This is a genomic window from Paenibacillus sp. V4I5, assembly GCF_030817255.1.
GTDB lineage: Bacteria > Bacillota > Bacilli > Paenibacillales > NBRC-103111 > Paenibacillus_E.
The window spans coordinates 5,976,351-6,001,782 of sequence record NZ_JAUSZB010000002.1 but is presented as its reverse complement, the minus strand read 5'-3'; the positions used below and the strand labels follow the sequence as shown (position 1 = coordinate 6,001,782).

At 45.8% G+C, this 25,432-nt stretch carries 26 protein-coding genes and 1 riboswitch; of the genes, 5 read left to right on the top strand and 21 right to left on the bottom strand.

Annotated features, from left to right (window positions below; translation table 11 throughout):
* Positions 1-29: 29 nt before the first annotated feature.
* The 4 genes from QFZ78_RS29465 to QFZ78_RS29450 form a co-directional block, all read right to left on the bottom strand.
* Positions 30-1,124 carry a Gfo/Idh/MocA family protein gene (locus QFZ78_RS29465; RefSeq protein ID WP_307552812.1) on the bottom strand — a complete coding sequence of 365 codons (1,095 nt, stop codon included), beginning with the start codon at positions 1,122-1,124 and terminating at the stop codon, positions 30-32.
* Between the two features lie 20 nt (positions 1,125-1,144).
* Positions 1,145-1,774, bottom strand: coding sequence for a ThuA domain-containing protein (locus tag QFZ78_RS29460; protein WP_307552810.1), 630 nt, complete (start codon positions 1,772-1,774; stop codon positions 1,145-1,147).
* A 32-nt stretch (positions 1,775-1,806) separates the two neighbouring features.
* The gene (locus QFZ78_RS29455) at positions 1,807-2,967 is read right to left on the bottom strand and encodes a Gfo/Idh/MocA family protein (protein ID WP_307552808.1); all 1,161 of its coding nucleotides are present in this window, start codon (positions 2,965-2,967) and stop codon (positions 1,807-1,809) included.
* Positions 2,968-3,052: 85 nt separating this feature from the next.
* A complete protein-coding gene (locus QFZ78_RS29450) occupies positions 3,053-4,084 on the bottom strand; it encodes a LacI family DNA-binding transcriptional regulator (protein ID WP_307552805.1) in 1,032 nt (343 codons plus the stop codon).
* A gap of 263 nt (positions 4,085-4,347) precedes the next feature.
* On the opposite strand from QFZ78_RS29450, the gene QFZ78_RS29445 reads away from it, so the two are divergent.
* Complete coding sequence (locus QFZ78_RS29445; RefSeq protein WP_307552803.1) at positions 4,348-5,712, top strand: putative bifunctional diguanylate cyclase/phosphodiesterase; 1,365 nt, start codon at positions 4,348-4,350, stop codon at positions 5,710-5,712.
* On the opposite strand, the gene QFZ78_RS29440 is transcribed toward QFZ78_RS29445, so the two are convergent.
* The 5 genes from QFZ78_RS29440 to zwf all read right to left on the bottom strand — a co-directional run bounded on the left by QFZ78_RS29440 (position 5,707) and on the right by zwf (position 12,208).
* Positions 5,707-6,495: a YheC/YheD family protein gene (locus QFZ78_RS29440; RefSeq protein WP_307552801.1), complete on the bottom strand. Its 789-nt coding sequence runs from the start codon at positions 6,493-6,495 to the stop codon at positions 5,707-5,709. The two genes, QFZ78_RS29445 and QFZ78_RS29440, sit on opposite strands and share 6 nt — an antisense overlap.
* On the bottom strand, positions 6,461-7,624 hold the full coding sequence (locus QFZ78_RS29435; RefSeq protein WP_307552798.1) for a glycosyltransferase family 4 protein: 1,164 nt from the start codon (positions 7,622-7,624) through the stop codon (positions 6,461-6,463). The genes QFZ78_RS29440 and QFZ78_RS29435 overlap by 35 nt, the downstream gene beginning before the upstream one ends.
* A gap of 151 nt (positions 7,625-7,775) precedes the next feature.
* Positions 7,776-9,359, bottom strand: coding sequence for a peptide chain release factor 3 (locus QFZ78_RS29430; RefSeq protein WP_307552797.1), 1,584 nt, complete (start codon positions 9,357-9,359; stop codon positions 7,776-7,778).
* A gap of 46 nt (positions 9,360-9,405) precedes the next feature.
* On the bottom strand, positions 9,406-10,476 hold the full coding sequence (locus QFZ78_RS29425) for a metallophosphoesterase family protein (protein ID WP_307552795.1): 1,071 nt from the start codon (positions 10,474-10,476) through the stop codon (positions 9,406-9,408).
* A 196-nt stretch (positions 10,477-10,672) separates the two neighbouring features.
* Complete coding sequence (zwf, locus tag QFZ78_RS29420) at positions 10,673-12,208, bottom strand: glucose-6-phosphate dehydrogenase (RefSeq protein ID WP_307552793.1); 1,536 nt, start codon at positions 12,206-12,208, stop codon at positions 10,673-10,675.
* A 191-nt stretch (positions 12,209-12,399) separates the two neighbouring features.
* On the opposite strand from zwf, the gene QFZ78_RS29415 reads away from it, so the two are divergent.
* Positions 12,400-12,780, top strand: a complete 381-nt coding sequence (locus QFZ78_RS29415) for a hypothetical protein (protein ID WP_307552791.1) — start codon at positions 12,400-12,402, stop codon at positions 12,778-12,780.
* A 42-nt stretch (positions 12,781-12,822) separates the two neighbouring features.
* Here the strand turns inward: QFZ78_RS29415 and QFZ78_RS29410 are convergent, their stop codons facing one another.
* Entirely contained in the window at positions 12,823-13,269 is a 447-nt protein-coding gene (locus QFZ78_RS29410) for a GNAT family N-acetyltransferase (protein WP_307552790.1), read from the bottom strand.
* A 166-nt stretch (positions 13,270-13,435) separates the two neighbouring features.
* Here QFZ78_RS29410 and QFZ78_RS29405 point away from each other — a divergent pair, with 166 nt between their 5' ends.
* Entirely contained in the window at positions 13,436-14,155 is a 720-nt protein-coding gene (locus QFZ78_RS29405) for a hypothetical protein (protein ID WP_307552789.1), read from the top strand.
* 97 nt (positions 14,156-14,252) lie between these two features.
* Here QFZ78_RS29405 and lepB read toward each other — a convergent pair whose 3' ends face one another.
* The 6 genes from lepB to QFZ78_RS29375 all read right to left on the bottom strand — a co-directional run bounded on the left by lepB (position 14,253) and on the right by QFZ78_RS29375 (position 18,421).
* A complete protein-coding gene (gene lepB, locus QFZ78_RS29400; RefSeq protein WP_307552787.1) occupies positions 14,253-14,801 on the bottom strand; it encodes a signal peptidase I in 549 nt (182 codons plus the stop codon).
* Between the two features lie 26 nt (positions 14,802-14,827).
* A complete protein-coding gene (locus QFZ78_RS29395; RefSeq protein WP_307552785.1) occupies positions 14,828-15,475 on the bottom strand; it encodes a response regulator in 648 nt (215 codons plus the stop codon).
* 54 nt (positions 15,476-15,529) lie between these two features.
* Complete coding sequence (locus QFZ78_RS29390; RefSeq protein WP_307552783.1) at positions 15,530-16,594, bottom strand: sensor histidine kinase; 1,065 nt, start codon at positions 16,592-16,594, stop codon at positions 15,530-15,532.
* Between the two features lie 49 nt (positions 16,595-16,643).
* Positions 16,644-17,306, bottom strand: a complete 663-nt coding sequence (liaF, locus tag QFZ78_RS29385; RefSeq protein WP_307552781.1) for a cell wall-active antibiotics response protein LiaF — start codon at positions 17,304-17,306, stop codon at positions 16,644-16,646.
* Positions 17,307-17,477: 171 nt separating this feature from the next.
* Positions 17,478-18,104 carry a PspA/IM30 family protein gene (locus QFZ78_RS29380; protein ID WP_307552779.1) on the bottom strand — a complete coding sequence of 209 codons (627 nt, stop codon included), beginning with the start codon at positions 18,102-18,104 and terminating at the stop codon, positions 17,478-17,480.
* Between the two features lie 26 nt (positions 18,105-18,130).
* On the bottom strand, positions 18,131-18,421 hold the full coding sequence (locus QFZ78_RS29375) for a LiaF transmembrane domain-containing protein (protein WP_307552777.1): 291 nt from the start codon (positions 18,419-18,421) through the stop codon (positions 18,131-18,133).
* 162 nt (positions 18,422-18,583) lie between these two features.
* Positions 18,584-18,735, top strand: a riboswitch (cyclic di-AMP (ydaO/yuaA leader).
* 4 nt (positions 18,736-18,739) lie between these two features.
* On the opposite strand from QFZ78_RS29375, the gene QFZ78_RS29370 reads away from it, so the two are divergent.
* Entirely contained in the window at positions 18,740-19,531 is a 792-nt protein-coding gene (locus QFZ78_RS29370; RefSeq protein WP_307552775.1) for a stalk domain-containing protein, read from the top strand.
* Positions 19,532-19,659: 128 nt separating this feature from the next.
* On the opposite strand, the gene QFZ78_RS29365 is transcribed toward QFZ78_RS29370, so the two are convergent.
* The 3 genes from QFZ78_RS29365 to QFZ78_RS29355 all read right to left on the bottom strand — a co-directional run bounded on the left by QFZ78_RS29365 (position 19,660) and on the right by QFZ78_RS29355 (position 22,459).
* A complete protein-coding gene (locus tag QFZ78_RS29365; protein WP_164826793.1) occupies positions 19,660-19,830 on the bottom strand; it encodes a hypothetical protein in 171 nt (56 codons plus the stop codon).
* Between the two features lie 82 nt (positions 19,831-19,912).
* Positions 19,913-21,121 (bottom strand): DHH family phosphoesterase, encoded by a 1,209-nt coding sequence (locus QFZ78_RS29360; protein ID WP_307552774.1) that lies wholly within the window; start codon positions 21,119-21,121, stop codon positions 19,913-19,915.
* A 147-nt stretch (positions 21,122-21,268) separates the two neighbouring features.
* Positions 21,269-22,459, bottom strand: a complete 1,191-nt coding sequence (locus tag QFZ78_RS29355; protein WP_307552773.1) for a GNAT family N-acetyltransferase — start codon at positions 22,457-22,459, stop codon at positions 21,269-21,271.
* Between the two features lie 404 nt (positions 22,460-22,863).
* Here QFZ78_RS29355 and QFZ78_RS29350 point away from each other — a divergent pair, with 404 nt between their 5' ends.
* Entirely contained in the window at positions 22,864-22,968 is a 105-nt protein-coding gene (locus QFZ78_RS29350) for a YjcZ family sporulation protein (RefSeq protein WP_307552772.1), read from the top strand.
* 90 nt (positions 22,969-23,058) lie between these two features.
* Here the strand turns inward: QFZ78_RS29350 and QFZ78_RS29345 are convergent, their stop codons facing one another.
* Together QFZ78_RS29345 and moaA are read right to left on the bottom strand one after the other, a co-directional pair.
* Positions 23,059-24,321, bottom strand: a complete 1,263-nt coding sequence (locus tag QFZ78_RS29345) for a molybdopterin molybdotransferase MoeA (protein WP_307552771.1) — start codon at positions 24,319-24,321, stop codon at positions 23,059-23,061.
* Between the two features lie 21 nt (positions 24,322-24,342).
* Complete coding sequence (gene moaA, locus QFZ78_RS29340; RefSeq protein ID WP_307552770.1) at positions 24,343-25,347, bottom strand: GTP 3',8-cyclase MoaA; 1,005 nt, start codon at positions 25,345-25,347, stop codon at positions 24,343-24,345.
* Between the last annotated feature and the right edge of the window lie 85 nt (positions 25,348-25,432).

Here is a 25,432-nt window from a genome sequence, read left to right as displayed (position 1 = left end):
ACTTAAGAGGAGGATGCAGTTAACTCTTATTATAGCACGGAGTAAGGTGACAGAGGGGCTGGTTTCTCACAGCTGCTTTGCATCACATAATGCTTCCCTGAGTCGGACGCATCATGGAAGCCATGCATCGCCTCTAGCACGTGGTACGCCAGCTCACCATTCGCGCGGTGTGCATCACTTTGGCCGCTTATCAGAGCCTCAGCCATGGCCGCAACACCTAAACCGCGGTGGTTTTCTTTGTAGCCATGTGACAAAGGAATCGGCTCCCAATCTGAACCGCCTCTGCGAATAAGCACCTGACCTCCGAATGTATTCGGATCCGGAACACGTAAAGAACCTTGACTGCCGTAGATTTCAATGTTCGGCAGCTGAGTTCCACCCATAATATCAAAGCTTGTTACAAGCGTAGCAATCGCACCGCTGTGGAAATCCAGCACACCTGCAATATGAGTTGGGGTATCTACTGTAATTTTTTGTCCACGTTTCTTCTCACTAGAAATGGTGCGCTCTGGGAAACTAGCGGCAGCCGAACCGGTTACTCGGCGAATTGGGCCAAGTAAAGCCACAAGCGCTGTTAGGTAGTATGGACCCATATCGAACATAGGGCCGCCACCTTTTGCGTAATAAAACTCAGGATCCGGATGCCAGTGCTCATGACCTTTACCCATCATGAATGCCGTTGCAGCGATCGGGGTGCCAATCCAGCCGTCATTAATCAGCTTCAAACACGTTTGAATACCTCCTCCAAGGAACGTATCCGGTGCACTGCCAACCAGTAATCCCTTGCGGCGCGCAACTTCTAGGATCTGCAAACCTTCTTCACGGGTTACAGCTAGCGGCTTCTCCACATACACGTGTTTGCCCGCTTCCAACACTTGAATACAGACTTCGGCATGCGCTGCCGGAATCGTCAAATTAATCACAATATCAATATTCGGATCATTCAATAGCTCTTGAACCGTATACGCATGAGGAATGCTGAATTCCCCCGCCCGAGCCTTTGCTCTATCCAAGTCGATATCGGCACACGCGAGCAGCTCCAAATGCTCAAAGTTAGGGATATTTTTCATATAGGCCGCACTAATATTCCCGCAACCGATAATACCAACTTTCTTCTTACTCATCGCTTACTTCCCCCTAATCGTTATCGTGTTGCCCACAGCAAGCCGCGGCGCATTAATTCAAGTGTTTCTGGCATACGAACGATGTTAGCTTGATGACCCAACGAGTTATAATACACCTTGCCCGCTCCATACGTTTTGGTCCAAACAACCGGCATCTCCACATCGCCAAAGTCTGTAACCGCATGTACGTGAATGGCTGGGTCCACATGCATGTAATACTTTTCCGAGACAACAACGAAATCATCCATGCCCTCCGTCAATTGATGCCCCCGATCCTTGATTCGAACCGTATACGTCACGCCGTCATTTCCAGGATGGGCTACCCACTGACCGCCAACCATGTATTGATATTCCACTTCATTACGGAAGGAATCTCCCATACCGCCGTGACAACCGGCGATTCCAGTTCCGCCTTCTTTGACCGCTGTGATTAACGGTTTCAACTGCTCACTTTCGATTTTACCCATGGTCCATACTGGAACGATAAGATCAACGCCCGCCAAGCGCTCCGCATCTTTGAAGCTATCCAATGTATCCGATACTTCCACGCCAAAGCCTTCCTCACGCAATAACCCTGCGAAAATGCCAGCCACCTCTTCAGGTTGATGACCGTCCCAGCCACCCCACACAATTAATGCTTGTTTACTCATTGCCAAAAGCCCCTCTCCATGCTTATCTATCCTTAGACTTCACTAATACTCACCCAACGACGCTGCGCAATGGATTGATCCACCGCTTCCAGCACCTCTTGACACTTCACACCATCTAGGAAATTTGGGACCGGCAGACGGTCTTCCGAAAGTGCGTTCATCAGCTCAACGACCTCGTGTACAAATGTGTGCTCATAGCCAATCGTATGTCCTGCAGGCCACCAAGCATCCATGTAAGCATGTGACGAATCTGTCGCCAGAACACGTCTGAAACCTTGTACATCCTCATCATCGCTTGTAAAATAAACCTGCAATTCATTTAAACGCTCAAAATCAAACTTCACACTGCCCTTACTACCGTTAATTTCAAAAGAATTCGTGCACCGGTGCCCTGGTGCAAAACGAGTGGCCTCAAAGCTGCCGAGCGCCCCGTTCGCGAAGCGTGCCATGAACAGCGTCGCATCATCAACCGTTACCGGTCCGTGCGGTGCATCCTTGCTGCCTTTGGCGCTAAGCCCTGTCATCGAAGACGGCAGTGGCCGCTCCTTAATGAACGTCTCACTCATGCCGATAACCTCCGTCATGTCACCGACTAAGAAGTGCGCCAAATCGATCAGATGCGCACCTAAGTCGCCGTGCGACCCGGAACCAGCAATCTCCTTCTGTAAGCGCCAGACCAGCGGGAACGTTGGATCTACGATCCAGTCCTGCAGGAACCAGGCGCGGAAGTGATAGATGTCTCCGAGTCGGCCGCTCTCGACTAGCTTCTTCGCGAGCTGAACCGCAGGAGCAAACCTATAGTTGAAGCCTACCATGTGCTTCACCCCGGCTGTTTCAGCCGCCTCCAGCATTTCCCTTGCATCAGCAAGGGTTAATGCCAGCGGCTTCTCGCAGAACAGATGCTTGCCGGCCTTCGCCGCAGCAAGCGCGATTTCCTTGTGCGCATCGCTGGGCGCATTGATATCGACGATGTCGACATCGCGATGCGTAACCAGGTCGCGCCAGTCGGTGACATACCCGTCCCAGCCGAATTGTTCGGCTGCGCTGCTGACACCGCTTTCATCTCTACCGCAGATGAGCTTCATCTTCGGTACCGCTGTCTGCGGGAAAAACATATGCAAATCCTTATACGCATGACTATGTGCTTTGCCCATAAACTTATAGCCAACCATACCAATATTGAAAGATTTCATAAAAGTGCGCCTCCCTAGAGTTTTACCTTGGCAAAACTAGCTTCGTTAGCATTTACTTGAGTTCTTTCATCCATATAACCATTACTCATTTATGATGACTGCTCTTCGATGATTGTCGCACAACCAATCTGGTCGGCAGCTTGATTCGCGTATCCTTCGTGCCTTCCCCACGCAGTAAACCCGCCAGCACACTACGTGCTGCTTCTTTGCCCATCTCATAGAAAGGCACATTGATGCTGCTTAGCGGTGGATCGCTGAGCTTAGCAGCATCCGAATCATCGCAGCCAATAATAGCGAAATCACGCCCGGCGATCCATCCTCGCTCACGGAGCCCTTGCATCAAACCGATCGCCATGCGATCATTAGCCGCAAATACCGCTTCCACCTGATCCCGATGTTCCCATAGCCCTGATGACGCTTCATAACCGCTTTTACGGCTGTAATTACCTTCAAGCAGCAACTCAGGCGGAACTTCTAAATCGGCTTCACTCATTGCTTTCAAATAACCTTGAAGTCTATCGCCAGAGTTCGAATACTGCGGCGAACCGTTCAGAAAAGCAATCTTGCGATAGCCTTCTTCCTGTAAATGCCGAACAGCCTGATAACTGCCCTTTACATGATCCGCATCTACCTCATGAAAGGATAACCCCTCGAAGCTTTGATTGACCAAGCAAAAAGGCAGTCCCTGAGCCTGCAGCTGCATTAGTGATTCCCGCTGCTGCGGAGTATCCCTTGAACCCAGGATGACACAAGCATCCACCTTCTGAGAGCGATAAAGTCGGGTGTAATCCAAACTTTCATCCGGTGTTAATAGCGACAGCAGCATATCGTAGCCTTGCTCCCTTACTTGTTCCCCTATGCCGCTTAATATTTCCGCGAAATAAAAGGCAGAGAAGAGATGCACTTTGGGCATATAGGGCAGCACGACGCCAAGATTACCACTGCGTCTCCGAGCGAAGCTTTGCGCAATAGCATTTGGATGATAGTTGAGCTGTTTGGCAGATTCAAGTACACGCTCTTTCGTAGCAGGCTTCATGGGGCCTAGCCCATTGAATACACGGGATACGGTCGCCTCTGAAACCCCTGCTAGTTCAGCAACCTCTTTTCTCGTCACCATGCATAAGCCTCCGATAATTCATTCATTAAACTAACAATGTACACGCGTACATTTTCTCATCCAAAAGCCATTCATGTCAATACAAAATTATTGAATATTTTATTCAACATTATTCGACATTTTCATCAAGGTTACATAAAGTCAAACGAGAAAATTTCCATTATTTGTATAAATAACTAATTTATAATCTTGTCTACAGTTCGCCTTTCGACTTATGATAGGGGGTACAGTGGACAACTATGATGTGGGAATGAGTGATAGCAATGAAAGCAGTCCGGCGCCTTTTTCACTTCGCCGCATCGACAACATTAGGTACTCCTAGGAGTAAGAAAATAATCACTCGCATTCACCATCGACAGCAGCTTCTATCTTTGTTAAAGCAGGCTATTGGAAATCAAACTCATGATAAGCGCACGACCCTATTACGTTCCCTTCTCATCCTTGATATTGACCGGTTTCGCCAAGTTAATTTCTCGCTCGGGTACATGTCTGGCGATCTCATTTTGGTAGAATTGGCCAATCGTTTGCGGGCCATACATGGCTGTGACCTTGTTGTTCAATCAGGAGATGATGAATTTGTTCTCCTTATATATGCTAATACCCATGATCAGCTTTCCCAAACCATTCAAAGTATCCAGCACGTCTTTGTTACGTCCTTCATTGTAATGGATCAAGAATGTTTTATTACAGCGAGTATGGGTGTGAGTGCTGTCGACATATCGCTAGCTACGATAGAACAAGCCTTGCATCAAGCTGATCAAGCTCTCCTAGCCGCTAAGCGTTCAGGTAAGAACAAGCTTGTCACCTATAATTCCTCACACGTGCAGCGGTTTTCTAATCAAGTTCAGATGGAAACTGAACTGCGGATGGCTATACTTGAAAATCAACTCATCCTATACTATCAGCCACGTCTTGAACTCTCCACCGGAAACATTATTTGTCTGGAAGCGTTAGTGCGCTGGAATCACCCGAAGCACGGCCTGATTGCTCCTAACGAGTTTATTCCGCTTGCAGAAGAGAGCGGTTTGATTTTGTCACTTGGTGAATGGGTGCTCCGCGAGGCTTGTCTCCAAAAAGCGAGATGGCTGGAAGCCGGCATTTTAAACTATCAAATTGCTGTTAATATTTCACCTTGTCAATTTCAAGATGAGTCTTTTTCCGATAAGGCCATTCAGATTATTGAGCAAACCGGTATCGACCCTGCCTTTTTGGAATTTGAAATTACGGAAAGCTCCATTATGCAAAATATGGATATAACCGTCGCGGTGCTGGATAAGTTATGTAATAAAGGGATTTCGATCTCGATCGATGACTTCGGTATTGGCTACTCATCACTTAATTATTTGAAACAATTCCCTATCCATTGTCTGAAAATAGACCGTTCTTTCGTGAAAAATATACATAGCAATAAAGATGATCGGGCCATTACGAATGCCATTATCCATCTTGGCCATGCACTTGAGGTACAAGTGGTTGCAGAAGGCGTAGAAGAATGGAGCCAACTTGAAATATTGAAAGAAACAACCTGTACGACGATTCAAGGCTATTTATTAAGTCCTCCTGTTTCCGCTTTCGACATTGAGCAAACCTTTCATAGGAACAACAACAGGCCGGTTATGATTTCATAACCGGCCGTAAGCTTTGGCATAGCGTCTCATTTTGGCAAAAATACGTTTATCGCTCAATCTTCGAAAAATATAGGGATCAGGACTCGTATTTACCTCGAGAATCCATGGATGCAGCTTATCGTCCAAGGCGACATCGACACCGATCTCCTTAACCCCTCTATAACGTTTATTGATTGCCTTCGCAACCCGTAACCCCAGAACATGCAGCTTCTTGACATACCTCTTCCGTTTACTTGCAGGCAAATACGTGTGGAGCAGCGTATCCACCGGCTTCAATGTTCCCCCATTGTGGAAATTAGTAACCACTTTTTTCGGATGGGCCACTCTGCCAATGACACCTGTTGTCTCCCACTTCTGAAGAGGCGTTTGTTGAACCATGACACGAAGATCGAACCGGTTTCCTTTGTATTTGAGCAGATGAATCCCTTTCTGTACTAAATAATTCCGTTTTTTCGTCTTTTTACTGATGGATGCATACATCTCATCAAATGTTTTAAACTGTCTCAATCGAACACCAGACTGGTACGAATAAGGCAGTTCAGCCCCCTCCTCCGCTAGTTCCACTCGGATAACACCGTTTCCAAACATACCTACATTCGGCTTAACATACACCATCTTATATTGGTTAAGCATTTCCCTTAGTGTTTCTTGATTCATTCGTTTGGTGGTCGGAACATATTTACGCAGCTTGTGCTTAGATTCAATTGCTTTCGTTTTCCCAATTTTGCTAGTGACGTACCTAGCTCTACTAAGACGGACCGGTTTCTTTGAAGTATTTTTCATGTTTTGCCTCCAGCTTCAGTCTATAGAAGTCAGCCAAAGATTGTGCTGTGGCCTGCCAGCTGAATTGCTTTATGACATCTTGCCGCGCCTGTTTAGCTAAACCCTCTGCCCATTCTTTCCGTTTGGCCACTGCCACAATACTTCGCGCGAATGCGCGAGGATCTCGGAATTCTTCGATCAGAACCCCGTTATGTTCATGCTGAATAACCTCTTTAATTCCCCCAATATTCGATGCGATAACCGGAAGTCCAGAAGCCATCGCTTCCACATTCACCAATCCGAATGCCTCATGCTTTTGTGAAGGACATACGAAGCAATTCGCAAGTCCATATACTTCATGTATCTTACGATGCGGTATATTGCCTAGAAATTTCGTTGGCACTCCACGCGTATTAGCCTTCCTTTTAAGCAGCGCCTTAAAGCCTTTACCTTGCTCGCCCCCAGCAATCAACAACTTCATCCCAGGGATCGATTTTCTGGCCAGATGAACAGCACGAATTAAATGAGGGATGCCTTTGCGTTTGATAAGTCGGCCGACATAAAGGACTTGAAAACCTTTACTGCTAACCCGATACTTTCTTCTTAAACGTCTCCTTGCTTTCTCCGACATAGGGCTAAATCTAGCTACATCGGTCCCGAGGTAAATCTTGTGAAGCTGATTTCTCTGTTTAGGATACAGTCTTGTGAGCTCCTGTTCGAGTGAGCTGCTATTAACTACAATCCAGTCCACTTTGTTCAAATGCTCGGAGCATCTGCGAATAGATGCATAGGGCGGCTTCACGAACGTTAAGGAATGTAAGAATAGAGATACTGGTGTTTTCGGAAAATGGCGTTTGATGACGGCAGCATAATGGGGTCTGTTATCGACTTGAATCCAATCAAATTTCTTTCCTTTGGTTGCCTTAAGCACTTCCTTCAAGTACGTACGAGAGCTGCCCGTTGGTACTCTTATTATCGTAAGTTGACCTCGGTGTGAAATATTGCTGTACCTAGGATGATGCCTCGAAATAACGGTAACTTGATGCTTTTTGGCAAGCTCGCGTGCAATGGAATGAATGCAAATTTCGACGGAACCACCTAGGATTGGCGGTACTGGAATTTGTTCAGGAGCAATGATTAAGAGGTGCACGTCTCTAATTCACTTCCTTAGGGCTAGCTTAATGACTACTTATTAACCCGTACCTATTGTATGAAGCAAACCGTTCATTGGCGACAAAATTGAAAGAAGAGGCTGTTCCCAGATTAAGATCCGGAGACAGCCTCTTCTTCCATTACAACACTTATGGAGCGCTAGTTAAAAATTTAGCATTTGGGTTTTTCTCGATCGAAGATCGCAGCGCATACTCACTCTCGAACAAGCCTACGTAATTCCCTTTTTTATCTTTTACCAGCTGTGAATTAATGCGGAATTTACTTGGATCCAGCTTCTCGTCTACAATCCAACGCGCGAACTGGTAGTTCTGGCGCTGTAATAAAATATCTACGCCATATTCGGATTTCATCCGATGTTCAAGCACTTCGAATTGCAGTTGACCGACCACGCCAAGAATCATGTCCTCGAAACCAATCGTAGTAAATACTTGAATCATACCTTCTTCAGTCAATTGATCAATCCCTTTGAGGAACTGCTTTTGCTTCAAAGCATTCTTGATCGACACTTTGCTGAACAGCTCCGGAGAGAAAGTAGGCAGCTCGTCAAAGATGACCTCTTCCCCTTCGCTTAGGGAATCGCCGATACGGAAAATACCGGGATCAAACAAGCCAATGATATCGCCTGGGAATGCCTCTTCGACGATGTCACGGTCTTGCGCCAAAAATTGCTGCGGCTGAGCTAACTTAATGTCTTTGCCGAGTCGCACATGTTTCACGGACATACCACGCTCAAACTTTCCAGAAACGATACGCAGGAAAGCCACACGGTCGCGGTGAGCTGGATTCATGTTCGCTTGAATCTTGAATACATAGCCTGAGAATTTCTCTTTAGTAGGCTCTATGACGCCTGCTGTGCTGTTGCGCGGCTCAGGAGGTGGCGCAAGCTGTAGGAAGTTCTCTAGAAACGTTTGAACACCGAAGTTGTTCACAGCACTGCCGAAGAAAACAGGTGTGAGCTCGCCTTGCAGCACTTTCTCCATATCAAACGGATCACCGGCTATATCGAGAAGCTCGATATCCTGGCTTAATTGTTTGTGCAAGAATTCACCTGCAATTTGCTTCACTAATGGATCATCAACACCATCCACTTTGCGCACTTGAATATCTTTGTGATCTTCACCTTGGTACAGCTCCAATTGTGATTTCCCGCGATCGTAAACCCCACAGAACTGCTTACCCGAGCCAATCGGCCAGTTCATTGGATAGGAACGAATGCCGAGAACTTCTTCTAACTCTTCTAGGAGTTCAAATGGGTCGCGACCCTCGCGGTCCATTTTGTTAATAAACGTAAAGATCGGTATTCCGCGCATTCTGCACACCTGAAATAGCTTCTTCGTCTGCATCTCGACCCCTTTGGCTACGTCGATCAGCATCACCGCGCTATCTGCAGCGGTAAGTGTTCGGTACGTATCCTCACTGAAGTCTTGGTGACCAGGTGTATCTAGAATGTTCACGCGATGCCCTTCGTAATCGAACTGCATAACGCTGGACGTTACTGAAATACCACGCTGCTTCTCAATTTCCATCCAGTCGGATGTCGCGTGCTTGCTAGCCTTACGCCCTTTGACCGTTCCGGCTAAGCGAATCGCGCCTCCGAATAACAGCAGTTTCTCGGTTAATGTTGTTTTACCCGCATCCGGGTGAGAAATAATCGCGAACGTACGTCGCTTAGCGACTTCCGTTGCGAGAAGTTTATTGAGTTGCGTTGTCATCTGTTAGATTATTCCCTTCTTGTTTTACATATAGGCTTACTATGAATCAGGCTTGAACTTTCTGCAAATCAATACTCCAATTCGCTTCATCTAGGAAAGTTCGATTGCTAAACTCTCGGCCGCGTACGACGACCTTATCGGCAAATACTTGCACATAGATGCCCTGTACTTTATGCTTGGCTTCTTGCTGGTAGGCACGGTTAAGCGTTCTTCCAACAGAAGCATTGTGGAAATAATGGAATGTCTCCTGCACATAATGCGGCGTCCCATTCTGGAAATCTTGGTGGCGATGTCCGCAAAACACGAATACATTCTTATAAGGCTTTAGCGTCTCGCGGAATTGAATCGCACGGATTAATTGATGCGATTTACCGTCTGTGCCATTCGGCGGAAGCGGTTGATGCGTCATCACGAATAGTGGTCTTCCTGGTTGATAGAGGCTTTTCACCCGTTCTTTGAACCATTCCAGCTGTTCATCGGAATACCAGGCTCCTTCACCGACCTCCGGCTTCTCTTGCACATAAGCTTCTTGTGAAAGCAGCAAGATGGAGTGACCCTTGGTCGTAAAATCATTATAAAGTGACTTGTAGCCAAAAAACTTCTTGAACGACTCTCGGCTCATCGCATCACTTTTGCCATTGGGAACGGTTGCTTGATCCCAGTTATTCGCCTTATTAATCCAGATCGAGTAATAATCGTGATTTCCCATGTTCGCATGAACGGGTGGAAGTTTGTATTCACTTACAATGGTACGCAGCTCCTTATAATCTCGTTCCGTTCCTGTGTCCGTCAGATCGCCTGTTAACATGATAGCATCAACAGGACCGTCGAAGTGTGTAATATCATCAAGCGCTTGCCTTAATTTCTTACCCGTAAGTGCATCACCTATACTGATATGAAGGTCGCTTAATATAAAATAGGACATAAGGGGACCTGAAGGCAAGGGTTCTTCCGAAGATGGTGTCACGGATTGAGAAGGCTCTGGTTTCACAGATGTTAAGGAGGGCTGAGCATCTGGAATAAACTTTTTCTTAACCATTTGACTAAAAATCGCACTTAATCCAACGAGCGCAGCCCCTATTGCCAGCAGCCATCTGATAAAAGCTCTTCGTGACATATAAACACCTCATGTAATGAATAATAAGATTTACTCCGTAATATTTATTATACCACAAAAAAAATCCAACAGGCAGAGTCGCCAGTTGGATGTTACGCTTGTTACCTCAAGGATAAACGGCTTACGCCGTCCATAACGAGCGCGTTTGACAAGGTTGATGGGAAGCTAGGTTAATCCCTAAACTTATGCTTATCAACTATGTTAAAACCGTTGTTTTTTGAACGGCTTCCCAATCAACTTCACCTTCATTTTGACCGTTAATCGGCCACCACTTGAAGCCGTCATCGCTTAGAAGCTTCGTTGCTTCTTCAGGCCCCCAAGATCCGGCTGGATAGTGTTTCAGATCTTCCGTCTTCTCACTCCATGCTGCTGCAATACGATCCACATAGGACCAAGCAAGCGCCACTTCATCCCAACGGGTAAAGTACGTGGAATCTCCACGCGTTGCATCATACAGCAAGCGTTCGTAAGCTTCCGGCGTATTGATACCGATCTGGCAGCTTTGACAGAAATCCATCGCTACTGGCACGATGACGCCTTCCGAGCCCGGCTGCTTTGCATTCATTTTCAGATAGATGCCTTCCATCGGATTCACACGGAAGACAAGCAAATTCGGCTCCAACTCATGCTTTTTGGCCAAATACACATTATTCGGAATATTCTTAAATTCTACAACAACCTCCGTCGTTTTGACTGGCAGCCTTTTACCTGTCCGAATGTAGAAAGGTACACCTGCCCAGCGGAAATTATCCACGTGAACTCTGGCCGCGAAATAAGTCTCTGTTGTTGATTGCGGATTCACCGAATCTTCTTCGCGGTAAGCTGGCAATGCTTTGCCTTTGGACGAACCACTCGCATATTGACCACGAACCACATTCACACGAACATCGTCGCCGGATTCGAATAAGCGGAGGGAACGCAGGACCTTCACCTTCTCATCTCGGATATCTTCAGGATGCAGACGGCTAGGCGGTTCCATTGCCATCATCATCAGCATTTGCAGCATATGATTCTGACCCATGTCGCGCAGGGCGCCAGAGTGATCATAATAACCGCCGCGTTCTTCAACGCCGACAGTTTCGCTTAACGTAATTTGAATGTTTGCTATGTATTTGTTATTCCAAAGTGGTTCAAAGAAAGCATTCGCGAAACGAACGAACTCAATATTTTGCACCATTTCTTTGCCTAAATAGTGATCAATGCGGTAAATATCTTGCTCTTCAAATACTTGACGAAGTTGTCCATTCAATCGCTCTGCTGAAGGCAGGTCGTAACCGAACGGCTTCTCAATCACAAGACGGTGCCAGCCTTTGGTTTTGAGCAATCCGCCTTCACTTAAGTTATACGATACGTTACCGAAAAGCTCTGGAGCCAGCGCCAGGTAGAACAATCGGTTCCCGCCGGTCTGATATTTCTCATCCAGTTTGGCTGTCAGTGTATTAAGTTCATGGAAACCATCGACATTATTGATATCCAGTGACATGTATTCAAAACGCTGTGCGAATCGATCCCATTCAGCCTCATCCGCCACTTTATAACGGGCAAAATCCTCAATCGAATGCTTTACATCATCACGAAATTGTTCATTCGTACGAGGTCTTCTAGCCAAACCAACTACCGCAAAATTTTCCCCTAACTTTCCTTCACGATATAAGCTATAAAAAGCAGGAAACAGCTTTCTTTTCGCCAAATCGCCCGTTGCTCCGAAAATATAAAACACAGCTCCACTCATCTATGCATCATTCTTTCTCTATTAGGATTAGTTAATATGCTTAGCATACCTAAAATAGTCAAGCTATTCAACTTTTCTGAGAACTTTCTGTCATAACTTTTTCTTATGAGTAAATAGACATTCGTCTATACCGAACCGCCCGGCTATGAATAGGCTGAAAGTACACAATAACACGGAGGTGCTAAGATACAATGCAGCCTATTCATCCGATTACTGATAAAACCTGTCGAAGCTTATACGGAAAGCCTGTTCTTATTTTTTTAAACGATGGCTCCGAAGTCTATGGCGTATTAAGTCGTATTGAAAAAAACAAGCTGATCCTGAACGATGATGCCACATCAAAGCTAAATTCGTCTACAAAGAAAACAAAAAAAACCATTTCCAAATCAAAAACAGTTAAAACGAAGACGAAGCAAGCAAAGCCACTAGATCAAACTTCATTCTCGGGTACAGTAGATGAGGGGTATTCTTCCTTTGGCCTTCCTCTCTTAAGTTTCGGTGGCGTTGCCCCTGGCTATCAAGGTGCGATCGACATTCAACTGGAAAACATTGCAGCTATGTTCAGTGAATGATGAAAGGGCTGTGGATGAAACCATCATCTGCAGCCCTTAGTCTTATCTTCTCAATTTCTTACTCATTTTATAGCAGCTAAGCTCAGGAATAAACGACTGGATTTCGTAACCTTTGCCTAAGTAAAATCGAATCGCTTTAGGGTTGCTTTCATCAACAAAAAGTTCAGCCGTCAAACAGCGTTCACTTTTCCCGTACTCCTCAGCGACCTTCATAAGTTCATGCCCCCAACCTCTCCCTTGCTCACGAGAATCGATGGCTAACATATCAATGAACAGCACACGCGATTTGCGAATCATTGTGATGAATCCGAACGGCTGTTTGTACCCTTTGGCAGTAACAAACGTTTTATTCTGATTCAGTCTCTTCCGTATTTCTGAAAATGTTACAGAACTACCTGTGTCATACAGTCTAGAAAAGGGTACTAACTGTTCAACGACTAATCGATGAATAGCTCGATCGTCAATGGAAGCCAATCGTTTGCGTATCACTTGGCACCGCCTCCACAAGAAGCAATAATGCTATCTTATGTTGGCAAGGCAGCAAATGACTCAGCTTGATTTGGCAGCTTTTTTACTGTTCTAACAAAGCAAGTACCAATTTACCCCAGTCCCTACGAATGCTATACTATAATTAAGCGAAAATGAGGTGATCTCCATGATTTATGCGTATCCCCCAATCATGGCTTTGAACAGCTATCAAACCCATAAAGACTACTACCGAGTAAGCGCGGTAAGCGGTATTACCGGCGGTAAATCAAATACCATTCGTCGACAACTTGACATGCCCTTTGAAGAATTAGCCTACAAACAACACGCTCAGTCTGCCGCGAAAGGCGTAGCCGAATTTGTTCAATCTTCGCAGAACGTTAAACAATCGGCACAATCCTTGGTGGAGTCTAGACTTCCTGCGATTGCCTACAAGGCAACAACCCTTTCGTCAGAAAACGATAGCGAGTCCATCATTGAACCTATACGTCAATTCGTACATACATATAATGAATTTCAGGACAGTTTGCGGGATTCTCCCGAGTATTTGAATCGCTCACTTCTCATAGGACTAGAGCAAGCCGCTAAGCCCTATTCTCTGAAAGAGATTGGGATAACAAAGCTGGATAACGGAAGTTTAAAGCTCCAAGAAGATGAACTTCAAGATCAGATTAAGAACCATTCTAGTTCTACGTTAAAAAGTCTTGGCAGCCTAACAAACTTCGCCGTCACACTTTCGAATTCAATTGGACAATTACAGCAATTGCCTTCGGAATCGTTGTTCCAAATGTCACGTTCACAGCTTAAGCCTTACGGCCAATATCGATCTCATCTCCAATCTTATCTGCCGGTTCCGATGAGTGGACTTCTGCTAGATGTTCAGATGTGATTGAAAATTCAACATGTCTACATTTGCATCGTGAATACAAAAAACGACCCTCGAGTGAGCTCATGCACATGCATGCCCACCCAGAGGGTCGCTTTCTTTAGAATAGCTTCTTACCTAATACATGATCAAGCGGGATATATCCGATCACTCTACTATCCATACTATTATTTCGGTTATCTCCCATCACGAAAATATGATCGGCAGGTACCGTCCATTTCTTGTTTCCATTAGCTTTCATTGCCTCGTTAATGTAAGGCTCGTCAAGAAGCGCGCCGTTACGGTACATCTTGTCGTCCTTGAGCTCCAATTGATCTCCCGGCTTACCAATTACCCGTTTGATCCAGACATGTCTATCATCGCCCTTGGTAAATAAACTGATCAATGGGCTGTCTAACAGATCGTTCTTGAATGTTCTCTTAAGATCGACTCTGGAGTCGATAATAACAATATCCTCATATTTCGGTTCATAATTAAACGTATGAGAAAGCTTTGATACATACACGCGTTGACTGTCATGCAGCGTCGGATCCATGGAATGTCCCATAACCTTCGTTGATTGGAACACGAAAACACCAAGAAATACGACTAAAATAAACGAAATGGCAATGGAGCCAAACCAACTCCAAACTTGCTTTAATAGATTCATTCCTATCGCTCCCTTGTGACTAAATGCTATTCAGCCAAACCATGTTTAAAGGCATAGATGGCGGCTTGTGTTCGATCTTCCACACCTAGCTTGGCCAGAACATTGGTGACGTGAAACTTTACCGTCTTCACACCGATAAACAAATCATCGGCTAGCTCTTGATTGGATTTACCTTTAGCAATCAAGCGTAGCACTTCCATTTCACGATCGGTTAACTCCTCATGCGGCTCTGCTGCCGGCTTAGGCTGACGAAAGCGATTCATGATCTTGGAGGCGACCTGAGACTCCAGAATGGACTGCCCTTTAGCGGCCGCTCTTATCGCTTGAGCGATCTCGGAGGCGCGGGACGTTTTGAGCAAATAGCTGAAAGCCCCAGCTTCAATCACTGGATACATTTTCTCATCATCTAAGAAGCTCGTCAACACAATGACTTTGCAATCCGGGTAAAGTTGCAGCAGCTTCCTTGTCGTTTCGATACCGTCCATGCCTTCCATGACCAAATCCATGAGTACGACATCCGGTCGATATTCCTGTGCAAGCCGAATGCCATCTTGACCATTGCTGGCTTCCCCGACCACTTCAATACCATCCTCTGTGCCTAGAACAGCTGCTAGTCCGATCCTGACCATTTCGTGGTCATCGACAAGTAAAACCTTAATCAACGCGTCTTCCATTTGCTACTCCTCTCGTTAGAAAACTATTTTTGCCCTGCCATCTATGGTTAAAAGTTAATTTTCCACAACATATTCAGTGGTAGCGAGGATAGGCACACGAATCTCAATGCGTGTACCTCGATCAGGCGCCGTAATGATATCCACAGAGCCGCCGATTTCATTAACCCGCTCCTTCATGGACACTATACCATACGATGTAAGCTTTTTAGCATCTAATTCAAAACCGACTCCGTCATCGCGTATCGCAAGACGAACACCGTCATGACGGTGCAGCAGCTTCACTTCCAGCTTGTTCGCCTTAGAATGGCGCAGAGCATTAGAAAGCGCCTCTTGTACGATACGGAACAAATGATCCTCAATCCCCTTATTCAAGCGGATATCTTCGTCCATATCCCAAGTAATCGCCATGGGCACTTTTGCCGCAAGCTCCTTCAGAAGCTCAACAAGTCCTTCGGACAGTCGTTTCCCTTCCAGATGAATAGGTCTTAGATGCAGCAGCAAGGCTCTCATTTCCGATTGGGCAACAGATGCCATCTCCTCGATGAGATGAATTTGCCGTTTAGCCTTCTCGAAATCCTTATCCAAAGTCCGCCCTACTGCTGTTGCCGTCATCGATATCGCGAATAATTGCTGGCTCACCGCATCATGAAGCTCTCGCGCTAATCGCTGTCTTTCTTCAATAACCGCAGACAGCTTTGCTTTCTCCGCAAGCTCCGCATTATCATTAGATAAGCGCTGTAGGGAAGTAACCTGCTCTTCCCACCGCTTCATAATACGGCCTAACTGATCACCCAGTCGCCCGATTTCATCTTCACCGTGTTGGAAGCCACCGCGGGCAAACGTTCCTTTTTCCAGCAAAATCATCGTTTCCATCATCGGTTCAAGCCTCCGAGTAATTCGGTTGCTATTCCAGAAGCCATACACAGCGCCAATGCCGCCTATAACCAAAATCGCCATAAATGTAAATTTAACGCCCTCTTGCCAGCTCGTAAATGGCACAATCAGATTGCGCGAATTCAAAAAATAAATGATCGCGCCAAACACAACGAAACTAAAGATGATCGATTCACTCATGCTGCGCCATATCATATTCGTTAATCGTCGTTTATAGCCGTCCAATTGGTAATGAACCTCCTCGAGATCTTTACGCGTGCCCAAGCGCACATTCTCACAATACTTTAATCTTGATATCTCCTACGATGTAAGAAAGCACAAGTTTCACGCGGTGATCGCAATGTTCATAGTTAGGGGACTGCCAAATCAGCTTATTCATAACCCCGGACTCACGCTCATTCGCAACTTGAATCTGCCCAAACGAGATGGAAGCCGTCACAGCGACACCGATATCCTCCGGCACTTTGATATCTACATCTCCTACTACGCCTTGCAGGATGACCGTGGTTTCCTTTTGCTCCAAAATCGCAAGTGAAAGATCAATGTAGGTTTCTCCAATAATGTACCAAGTTGAACTGTTGCGTAAAATCCAAGGCTCACGGCCTAAACGGACGCTATCCACCAATTTCTGCTTCTGCATATACGTGTCGTCTTTGTGTACTTGCTTCGATCGTATGAAAAACAAACCTAGCGAAATTAAAACAATAGAGAACACAATGGTAATGTGATCTCCGAATAAAATCACTGCCCCTATGCCGATCAGTACATAACCTTTGCGCTCTTTGCGTGAACGGACCCGATGAATGCCTAGCAAGATGAGGATAATGGCAAGAATGGGGAAAAAGCCTATCGTATGATCTAGAAGCAAAAAAAGACCGGCTCCAATCAGCACTAGTGCTGTATTGCGGTTACGGTTGCTTTTAGTTTCTTCTCCCATCGCTGCACCTCCTCTGGCTGACTTTTAAATTAGTTCATATAGATTCCTAGCATACCATAAGAATGGACGACCTCCAAGATGCAAATCCTTGCGCGGCAAGGCTTCCGCATGAATCATGGAGGTCAAGAGCTCCTGCGCCTAGTTATTAGGCGCTTGAGGGATAACACGCGACTATTTCTTGTCGCGTGGGTCGGTGTCACCGCTGGAGCGATGCTGCTGCCAATCCTGCTGGAACTTGCCGCGCAGCGTGCGCAGCTCCTGCTGAAGGTTGCCGCCGGCTTCCTTCAGCGTCTCTTGCGACAGGCGGCCCGCTTCGCGGAGCCCCTGCAGCGCTTCCCGGCCGAGCTCGCGGCCGGTCACTTCCAGCTCGCGCCAAGTGTCGCGAGCCTCTTTCTCGTGCAGACCGCTGCTCGGCGGCTGCACCCCCTCGGCTGCGTGCCCCGCACGCAGCCCGCGCAGTTCATCCGCGAGCGCCAGGCACACGTCCTGGCTGCTCGCGTACTGCGCGCGGTAGTGCTCGCAAGCGGCTTCCTCGCGCTGCTTCTCTTGCAGCGCGAGCCGCGCGAGCTCTTCATCGCCGGCGCGCATTGCCAGCTCGGCTTGCTCGCCGCGCAGCTGCGCCATCTCCTCTGCGTTCACACTGTGGCGTCGCAGCTCAATAGTTCGCTGCAGCGCCTCCTGATAGCGCTGTTCCAGCTTTTCTATCACGCTGCTACCCTGTTCATGATGATCGAGCTTGCCGGCCGTTTCTTGCCATGCAGCTTCTGCTATTTTGCCAATCCGATTCAATATGCTCATGAATTACACCCCCATTTTCTTATGTTTTAAAATTCATTTCGTTTCTTCAATAGATGAATACCGTACACCACTAAACATACAGCGAAAGCAATGGCGATGAAGCCCGATAGTTTAATGGTCAGTATCAAGCCGCCTAAGCCGGCGAAAAACCAACCAATTTTCTTCCCATTCTTAATGCCTACATAGCCTAATCCAAGCATAGCTGCCGGGAATAAAAATCCCATAAAATGAATATGACTGCCAAATTGATGCAGGCAAATAAGTATACCTGCTGTGATTAAAACCAAAGCCAACCCTTTCGATCGATCCATACTCATTCTGCTTACCGCCCCTCACGTGTTCTTCATGCTTCTATCGTACCTGAAACAGCTAAACCTCAAAACGGACTCGCGACTGTTTTTGTACCTAGACCTAAGTCCAGTACCCTCTAAGACCTCCATCCATATTTTGGCCGTTGTCCCACAAGGCCTCAAGTGCTAAACTATTTGAAGCCGAGTCCGGTGCACAGACAAAGTGCCGGTACGGGGGACGATTTACATGGGGTGAATATTTGCTCTTCATCGGAGCAGACTAGGGAGAACCTTCTTCCCGAACCCGTCAACTAACCTCGAAGGCTCATGAAGGAGGATTACCAATTGCATACAATTACTAAAGGGTTAACTAGCCTTGCTGTGTCTTTAACAGTGTTGGCAGGAGGCTTTCTTTCCCCATTTACGGCGAATGCCGCAGAGATGGATGTGAAAGTGCAAGTCAATGATAAACTGGTTCAATTTCCGGATGCTCAGCCTTTTTTGGATGAGAATCATGCTACCCAAGTACCGATTCGTTTCGTAACGGAGAAGCTTGGTTATGAAGTAAAGTGGCAAAAAGAAGGCGATGAGATCAAGGTCACGCTAAATAACAGCAAACATTCAATCACCTTAGTATCTGGACAAAAAGAAGCTGAAATCGATAGCCACCGTGTCGAGATGGACACACATGCGGAATTCCAAAATGGACGCGTATACGTGCCTCTTCGTTTTCTAAGCAAAGTATCCGATATTCCCGTTCAGTGGGACGCTAGCAGCAAATTAGCTATTCTAAGTAAAGATGGCAATAAGTATGCGCCAGATTATGAATTGTTTAAATCCACTGCCTATTCAGCAGATCCATCTGAGAATGGCGGCTACGGAGCTTTTGATTATATGGGTAATCCACTAAGTATTGGAACCGTTGCTGTAGATCCCACCGTGATTCCTCTAGGATCTAAGCTCTATATAGAAGGTTATAATTTCAACGGCTTACCTGTAGGCGGCATGTATGCTTACGCGACAGATACTGGCGGTGCAATCAAAGGCAAGCGTCTTGATATCTTTATCCCAGGATCCAAGCAATCTGTGAAGAAGTTTGGTATCCAAACCATTAAAGTGTACAAATTATCCAATTAAAACGGCTGAAAAAAAAGCTGGTTTCTGAGATTTACTTCTCAAGAAATCAGCTTTTTTTATTTAAGGTGGAAAAATCAGAAAAGCTGCTCTCCCATCATATAGTGACGAGAAGAGCAGCCTGCAGTTACTTAAACTTGATTTTTAGGGATACCATTTAAACTTGGGACGTAATCAGGTGCCTCGTTGCTCGATAGCGTTTGAGCTTCTTCCATAAAATTAGCGTTATTCTGCTGATTATTTTTCTTATCTGCTTTGTTATCTTCGCGGTCATGCTTGGGATCGGCGTCATTTTTGGGCATAGCGTTCACCTCCATTGTCTCATAGTTAGTATGAGAAGGTGACTTGCATTTTATCCCAGTTATCTGAAACTAGCGTTGCTCTTTATATGACTGAACTACCTTCGAGGTTTTTTGTTTTTCTTGCCGCCATATGCTCCATTAGGAATGCCACATACGTTTCGTCCCGAACTAACCAAGCGGCATAATCCCTTTTGACATAACGCTCTGCCTCTTCGAAAGTAGAAAAATGTTGGTTGGATTCGACCCCATCCACATCGACTTCCCATCTGTCTCCCGAAGGAAAAATAAACACTTGTTGTTCATTTCTATTCTCATAAAGTGATCCATAAACAGAATTTTTCATGTTAAATGTATTTTTATTCGCATCCGCGCGAATGGGTTCCATCGGGAATGGCTTCGCTACGTACCACTGATAGGCTTCTTCTGTCATAGAGCAACCGGAAGCTTTAGCATGGCCTCCTCCTCCATAAAGACCCGCAATTTCCGAGACATCGATGTGATCGTGAATCGTTCGAAAGCTTATCTTTTTACCGCCCATATTCATGATTGCGATGTAATCCAGATGAGGATTTTCTTTGCCTAGAGCGTTTCCAAGTTCAGAATGATAGGATTCCGCATGAACGATGCCTACATGATGATCATCGATTCGGGAGTGGATGATTTCCCTCTTTTTTCTGCGCACATAGCGTTCAATTTTTTCTTCTTCCATATCCAAAATTTTTTCTTCAAAGGGATCGAATGCAAAGTTCTCGCTTTGCTGAATGCGAGCCACCATTTTTTCCTCAAATTCTTCAATGGAAATTAAATAAAAGAGATCGTTTAATCGCTTAGCCTTGATATAGTCATTCTGTTCCCATTCCCAGGTATCATACTGACGGACCAATTCGACGAATTCATCTAATCCCTTCATTGGCTTCAACAATCCGTTCTGGATCAGATACTCATAAAATAGAGAAGTTGCAGAAGCAAGTTTTCCATTTTCATACGCAATCTGAACCATTCCCCACGAATATTTGTTTAAATGAAGCGAGGTTTTATGATGATCAATAAGTTTTACTTTTCCACCCGATTTCGCAAACTCGTTTAGTCCTAGTTCATTCGTTTCATCCACGGATAAGTCGGTGATAAACAAATAGTTCTTTTTTCTTGATTTTTCTAAAAAGCGTTTTACTTGTAAATTTAACCCTCCGACAGAGTTATATCGAATTTCTACCTTTTCACCAAATGTTAATCGAGCTATTATACCGCAACCTACTCCATCCAGATCATTATGAGTATACAAATGATACAAGGGCACACCCTCCTGTTAATGATTTCCATTAAGGTACCCTTGATCAAGTCACTTTATTCGGTGTTAATGGACAGAGAAATACTCGAAATGGTCCCATAACTGAAAACGGCCCTATGGTTTTACCAAAGGTACCGTCTGTTTTTATCTTTAAAAGAAATCCGCTAAATAAGTAGTCCGTCGCGGAATGGCATCTTCCAACCGGCTAATAAGTTCATCAGTCCCTTGAAGACGCTCGATTCGGGCCATGAATCCGGCTTTCTGATAACCCATGAACAAAGCCGTCAACGTCTGTATGTTACAGCTAAGTAGTTGGTCCCCTGAAGGTATTTCATCTTCAGATAACTTCGCTACGGTGGCCGCTTTCCCATTGTCTGTGAACTGTAACCGATAAATGCCTTGGTTCCAATCCGCATGCTTGTCTGTAATGTGTAGATATATGGATTCCGCCCCATCGCGAGCTTCATACACATACTGCGTCAGAAAAGCTTCTACATCTACAATTCTTGCCGAGAAATAAGTAATCTTTTCTTGTTTGAACTTTGGATCATGCACTAGAAACGGAAGTTGGTCATCTACTGGTGCATTCACTTCCACCTTGGTTATCATCGAATCATGATCAGCAATGAACTTCCATATGCCACGTCTTGCTTCCTCGTCAAGGAAAACCAACTCATGGATGGTCGCTACCGTGTCCTTTACCTGGTAAAATACATAACCCCGCTGTTCCCCTTGAGCGTTCTTGTAGACGGCAGCTGTGCCCTTTTTAAATTTCAAATAGCGATTATTCCACCAGTCCTCATCCCGCTCCATCATGCCGTTGTATGCTTTTGCAAACTTAGCGTAGATTGGATTCAGGATTTCTCCGCTTTTGGCTACACGTAAGATCGAACTGCCCTCAGCGGCTTGGAACTTGGGAAGCTTATCTACAGGGATTTCATATTTCAAATAATCCACGTATGTTTCCCAGCCATATTTACGATAAAATTCAAACTTAAACGGCGCGAGAAAGGAAATGGTCTGCCCCTGCTCTCTCATCGCTTTAAGCGCTTGAACCAGAAGCTGTCCAACCATTCCATTACGACGGTACTCAGGCCATGTTGCTACGCCCGCTATACCGCCCATCGCAAAGCTCTTCCCATTTAACCAAGTCCGGAAGTTAAGTACCGTGAGCTTTGCAGCCATAGCGCCGTCAACGAAATAGCCCCACACTTGATTAGGATCTGTAGAGGCTATCCGCTCTGCCTTTTCCTCTGCGGTAAGCTCATATTGAAAAGCAAATTCAGATAGAGAAAAGCTCTCCAGAAGCTCCTCTTGTCGTAAAGTACGAATTTCATTCATCTCAAATCACCTCATTTAGAATAGATGAGCTTTTAACAAAGTTGCTGTTAGAACTGGCTTTCCTCGGGGCGTAACACCATGAGCATCGGGCTCTAACGTAATGGCAATCGTATCATAATTATTCGGATTAAATGTGTAATATAACCCGCCTGTACCGTTATCGGTGCTCTTGCCTGTATCTGGAATGCGGTTTAACTATTCAGTCTCAGCTGTTTGACCCGAGGTACGATTTTGCTTTTTGCGCAGCAAGTCGATGACGATATTTCGTGTTAATGATGCTGACTGGTATATCACTTTAACCAAAGTAGTGGCGTGTAGGGCAAATGTCCAATCAACGAATGCCCCCCGGTCATATGCTGTTGTATAGGGATACATCCTACAAAATATACACCGGAGGGGATACTATGTCATATGCAGCTGATTGTGGAACTCCAGGATACGGAAGTTCAGTAGGAGTCGTTCTTGTCCTGTATGTTTTACTTGTCATCATCCTTGCCACGTTCTACTAATGGAGTGAATTGCCTCACACATTGATCTAGTATAAAATGGCCTACCATCAATGACTTCTTACCGGAAGTTCAGCGATAGGTAGGCCATCTTTATTGTATAGGATAAATAATTACGCGTTCGTCTTTTAAGAACCCCTTACCTCCGGCAGGTAAGTAAATCAAACAATCCGCATCTTTGATAGAAACCATAATACTGGACTTATCAATACCTGATGGCTTAACCTTCAAACAACCGTTGTCCACATGAGTCGTTCCTCTGACATAACGCGGATAAGCAGAGCCTTTATTATAATCAACATCCAACTGAGCCGTGATCGCTTCCGGATAAGGTGAGTGACACCCTGCCATCGCTTTAATCAGCGGTTTGGCAAACAGCTCAAACCCGACGAATGAGGCGCCCGGATTACCGGACAAAGCTAACAGCAATTTATTGTTCCATAGAGCCGCACTCGTTGGAGTGCCCGGCCGCATGGCTACTTTGTTGAACAACAGCTTGCCCTCAAATCGTTCAAAGACATCAACAAGAACGTCGTAATCACCAACGGAAACACCGCCGGATGTGAGGACTAAGTCGACTTTTGGGAAAGTTTCCTGCAGCGCCGCTTCCACCTCTGTCACATCATCCGAAAGCGCCTGCATGATAACCGCAGATCCACCAGCAGCTTCCACCTGCGCCGCCAGCATGTAGCTGTTACTGTTGCGAATTCGTCCCGGCTTTAGCGCTTCTGCCACATTCAGCAACTCAGAACCTGTTGAGAAAATGGCGACCTTCGGCTGTCGATATACGGATACATCCGAGTAGCCGAAAGTGGCCAAAATCGCCGCTTCGCCAGGCCCAATCCGTGTACCTTGCTGAAGTAATATATCCCCTAAACCGATTTCACCGGCTATTGGGGTTATATTGCTTGCAGCGGTTATGTTTTTTTTGATACTCACATGATAGGAGCTTGTTCCCGCATCTTCAAGGGAATCCGTCATCTCCAGCATAACGACAGCATCCGCACCACCAGGTACAGGGGCTCCCGTCATAATACGAGCAGCCATACCAGATTGGATGGTTAGCTGAGGAACCGTTCCGCTAGGAATTCGCTCTATCACCCGCAAAACAACAGGAGCATCTGGTGTGGCCTGTTCAATATCTTTTGAACATACGGCATACCCATCAACACCTGATCTGCGAAAATGGGGCACCGGATGATCGGCAACTATGTCCACGGCCAGCCTTCTACCGAAAGCGGAAGATAGCGGAACGGATTCTATTGGTGTGTGTTTAACATATTCGAAAAGTAGGCTTCGGGCTTCCTCAACCGAAATCACTTTGCGCCCAAACTTAAGCTTACTATCACTGCTCACTAGCGTCTGTTCCTCCTAAGCTTAACCGCCAATTTGCGACATCCGGCGAAGTGTTGGTGTATGGGACTGCTCTTCATTCATTAGTGCCTGGGCCATCTCATGATTTTGTGGTTTGATATCCAAAGCGCGGAAGAACAAATCTTCCATCGCAGAGTCATCTCCGATATATTTTCGCACATTAAATTCATCCGACCAGTATAGACATGGCTTCACATTGCCATCCGCTGTTAGTCGCAGACGATTGCAGGTCTCACAGAAGTGATCGCTAATCGGATGTATGAGGCCAAATGAGCCTAACGCTCCATCAATTCGAAAGTTCTGAGAGGGACCATTTCCATAAACCGCGTCCGAGGCAGACGCATTCCACCCCTTCGATTTACAGCGATCTAAAACCGTGGTCAGGGATAAATAGCGGCTTTTCCAATCTTCGTCTTGATGACCAATTGGCATATATTCGATGAACCTAACCTGAATAGGACGGTCAATCGTCATTTGCAAAAAGTCTTCAATTTCGTCATCATTAATGCCTTTCATCAAGACCACATTGAGCTTAATCGGGGTGATGCCCACGCGGTAAGCTTCTTCAATGCTAGCCAGTACACGATGAATATCCCCGCCTCTAGTTATCAAAGAGAACCGATCCGCTTTCAAAGAATCCAAGCTAATATTAACACGGGTTAACCCTGCTGCACGAAGCTTTTCAGCCCTCGAGGCAAAGTAAATCCCATTCGTAGTCAGGGCAATATCTTCAATGCCAGGAATTTGAGAAAGCATACCGATCAATTGCTCCAAGTTTTTGCGCACAAGGGGCTCACCACCGGTTAATCTCAGCTTACGAACACCAAGTCCTGCCAGCACACGGACAACTTCCGTAATTTCCTCGAAAGTTAACAGCTTTTCATCCGGTTCAAATTCCATTCCTTCTTCAGGCATGCAGTATACACATCGCAGATTACAACGATCTGTAACAGAAATTCGCAAGTAATCGTGCATCCGTCCGAATCGATCCATAAGCAGCTTCGGCATAGGAGTTCACCTTCTCTCTATGTACATTATGGCATAAATTATAACAAAATCCTAGATTACTTATCGAGAACTATCTGGAAAAACA

Bases quoted from the DNA above. Each gene is read 5' to 3' on its own strand.
- zwf (WP_307552793.1), bottom strand. From the start codon at position 12,208: ATGAGTGGAGCTGTGTTTTATATTTTCGGAGCAACGGGCGATTTGGCG.
- QFZ78_RS29425 (WP_307552795.1), bottom strand. From the start codon at position 10,476: ATGTCACGAAGAGCTTTTATCAGATGGCTGCTGGCAATAGGGGCTGCG.
- QFZ78_RS29380 (WP_307552779.1), bottom strand. From the start codon at position 18,104: ATGAGCATATTGAATCGGATTGGCAAAATAGCAGAAGCTGCATGGCAA.
- QFZ78_RS29430 (WP_307552797.1), bottom strand. From the start codon at position 9,359: ATGACAACGCAACTCAATAAACTTCTCGCAACGGAAGTCGCTAAGCGA.
- QFZ78_RS29395 (WP_307552785.1), bottom strand. From the start codon at position 15,475: ATGGAAGACGCGTTGATTAAGGTTTTACTTGTCGATGACCACGAAATG.
- QFZ78_RS29445 (WP_307552803.1), top strand. From the start codon at position 4,348: ATGAAAGCAGTCCGGCGCCTTTTTCACTTCGCCGCATCGACAACATTA.
- QFZ78_RS29375 (WP_307552777.1), bottom strand. From the start codon at position 18,421: ATGAGTATGGATCGATCGAAAGGGTTGGCTTTGGTTTTAATCACAGCA.
- QFZ78_RS29450 (WP_307552805.1), bottom strand. From the start codon at position 4,084: ATGGTGACGAGAAAAGAGGTTGCTGAACTAGCAGGGGTTTCAGAGGCG.
- QFZ78_RS29355 (WP_307552773.1), bottom strand. From the start codon at position 22,459: ATGAATGAAATTCGTACTTTACGACAAGAGGAGCTTCTGGAGAGCTTT.
- QFZ78_RS29455 (WP_307552808.1), bottom strand. From the start codon at position 2,967: ATGAAATCTTTCAATATTGGTATGGTTGGCTATAAGTTTATGGGCAAA.
- QFZ78_RS29460 (WP_307552810.1), bottom strand. From the start codon at position 1,774: ATGAGTAAACAAGCATTAATTGTGTGGGGTGGCTGGGACGGTCATCAA.
- QFZ78_RS29350 (WP_307552772.1), top strand. From the start codon at position 22,864: ATGTCATATGCAGCTGATTGTGGAACTCCAGGATACGGAAGTTCAGTA.
- QFZ78_RS29365 (WP_164826793.1), bottom strand. From the start codon at position 19,830: ATGCCCAAAAATGACGCCGATCCCAAGCATGACCGCGAAGATAACAAA.
- moaA (WP_307552770.1), bottom strand. From the start codon at position 25,347: ATGCCGAAGCTGCTTATGGATCGATTCGGACGGATGCACGATTACTTG.
- QFZ78_RS29405 (WP_307552789.1), top strand. From the start codon at position 13,436: ATGATTTATGCGTATCCCCCAATCATGGCTTTGAACAGCTATCAAACC.
- QFZ78_RS29415 (WP_307552791.1), top strand. From the start codon at position 12,400: ATGCAGCCTATTCATCCGATTACTGATAAAACCTGTCGAAGCTTATAC.
- liaF (WP_307552781.1), bottom strand. From the start codon at position 17,306: ATGGGAGAAGAAACTAAAAGCAACCGTAACCGCAATACAGCACTAGTG.
- QFZ78_RS29440 (WP_307552801.1), bottom strand. From the start codon at position 6,495: ATGAAAAATACTTCAAAGAAACCGGTCCGTCTTAGTAGAGCTAGGTAC.
- QFZ78_RS29465 (WP_307552812.1), bottom strand. From the start codon at position 1,124: ATGAGTAAGAAGAAAGTTGGTATTATCGGTTGCGGGAATATTAGTGCG.
- lepB (WP_307552787.1), bottom strand. From the start codon at position 14,801: ATGAATCTATTAAAGCAAGTTTGGAGTTGGTTTGGCTCCATTGCCATT.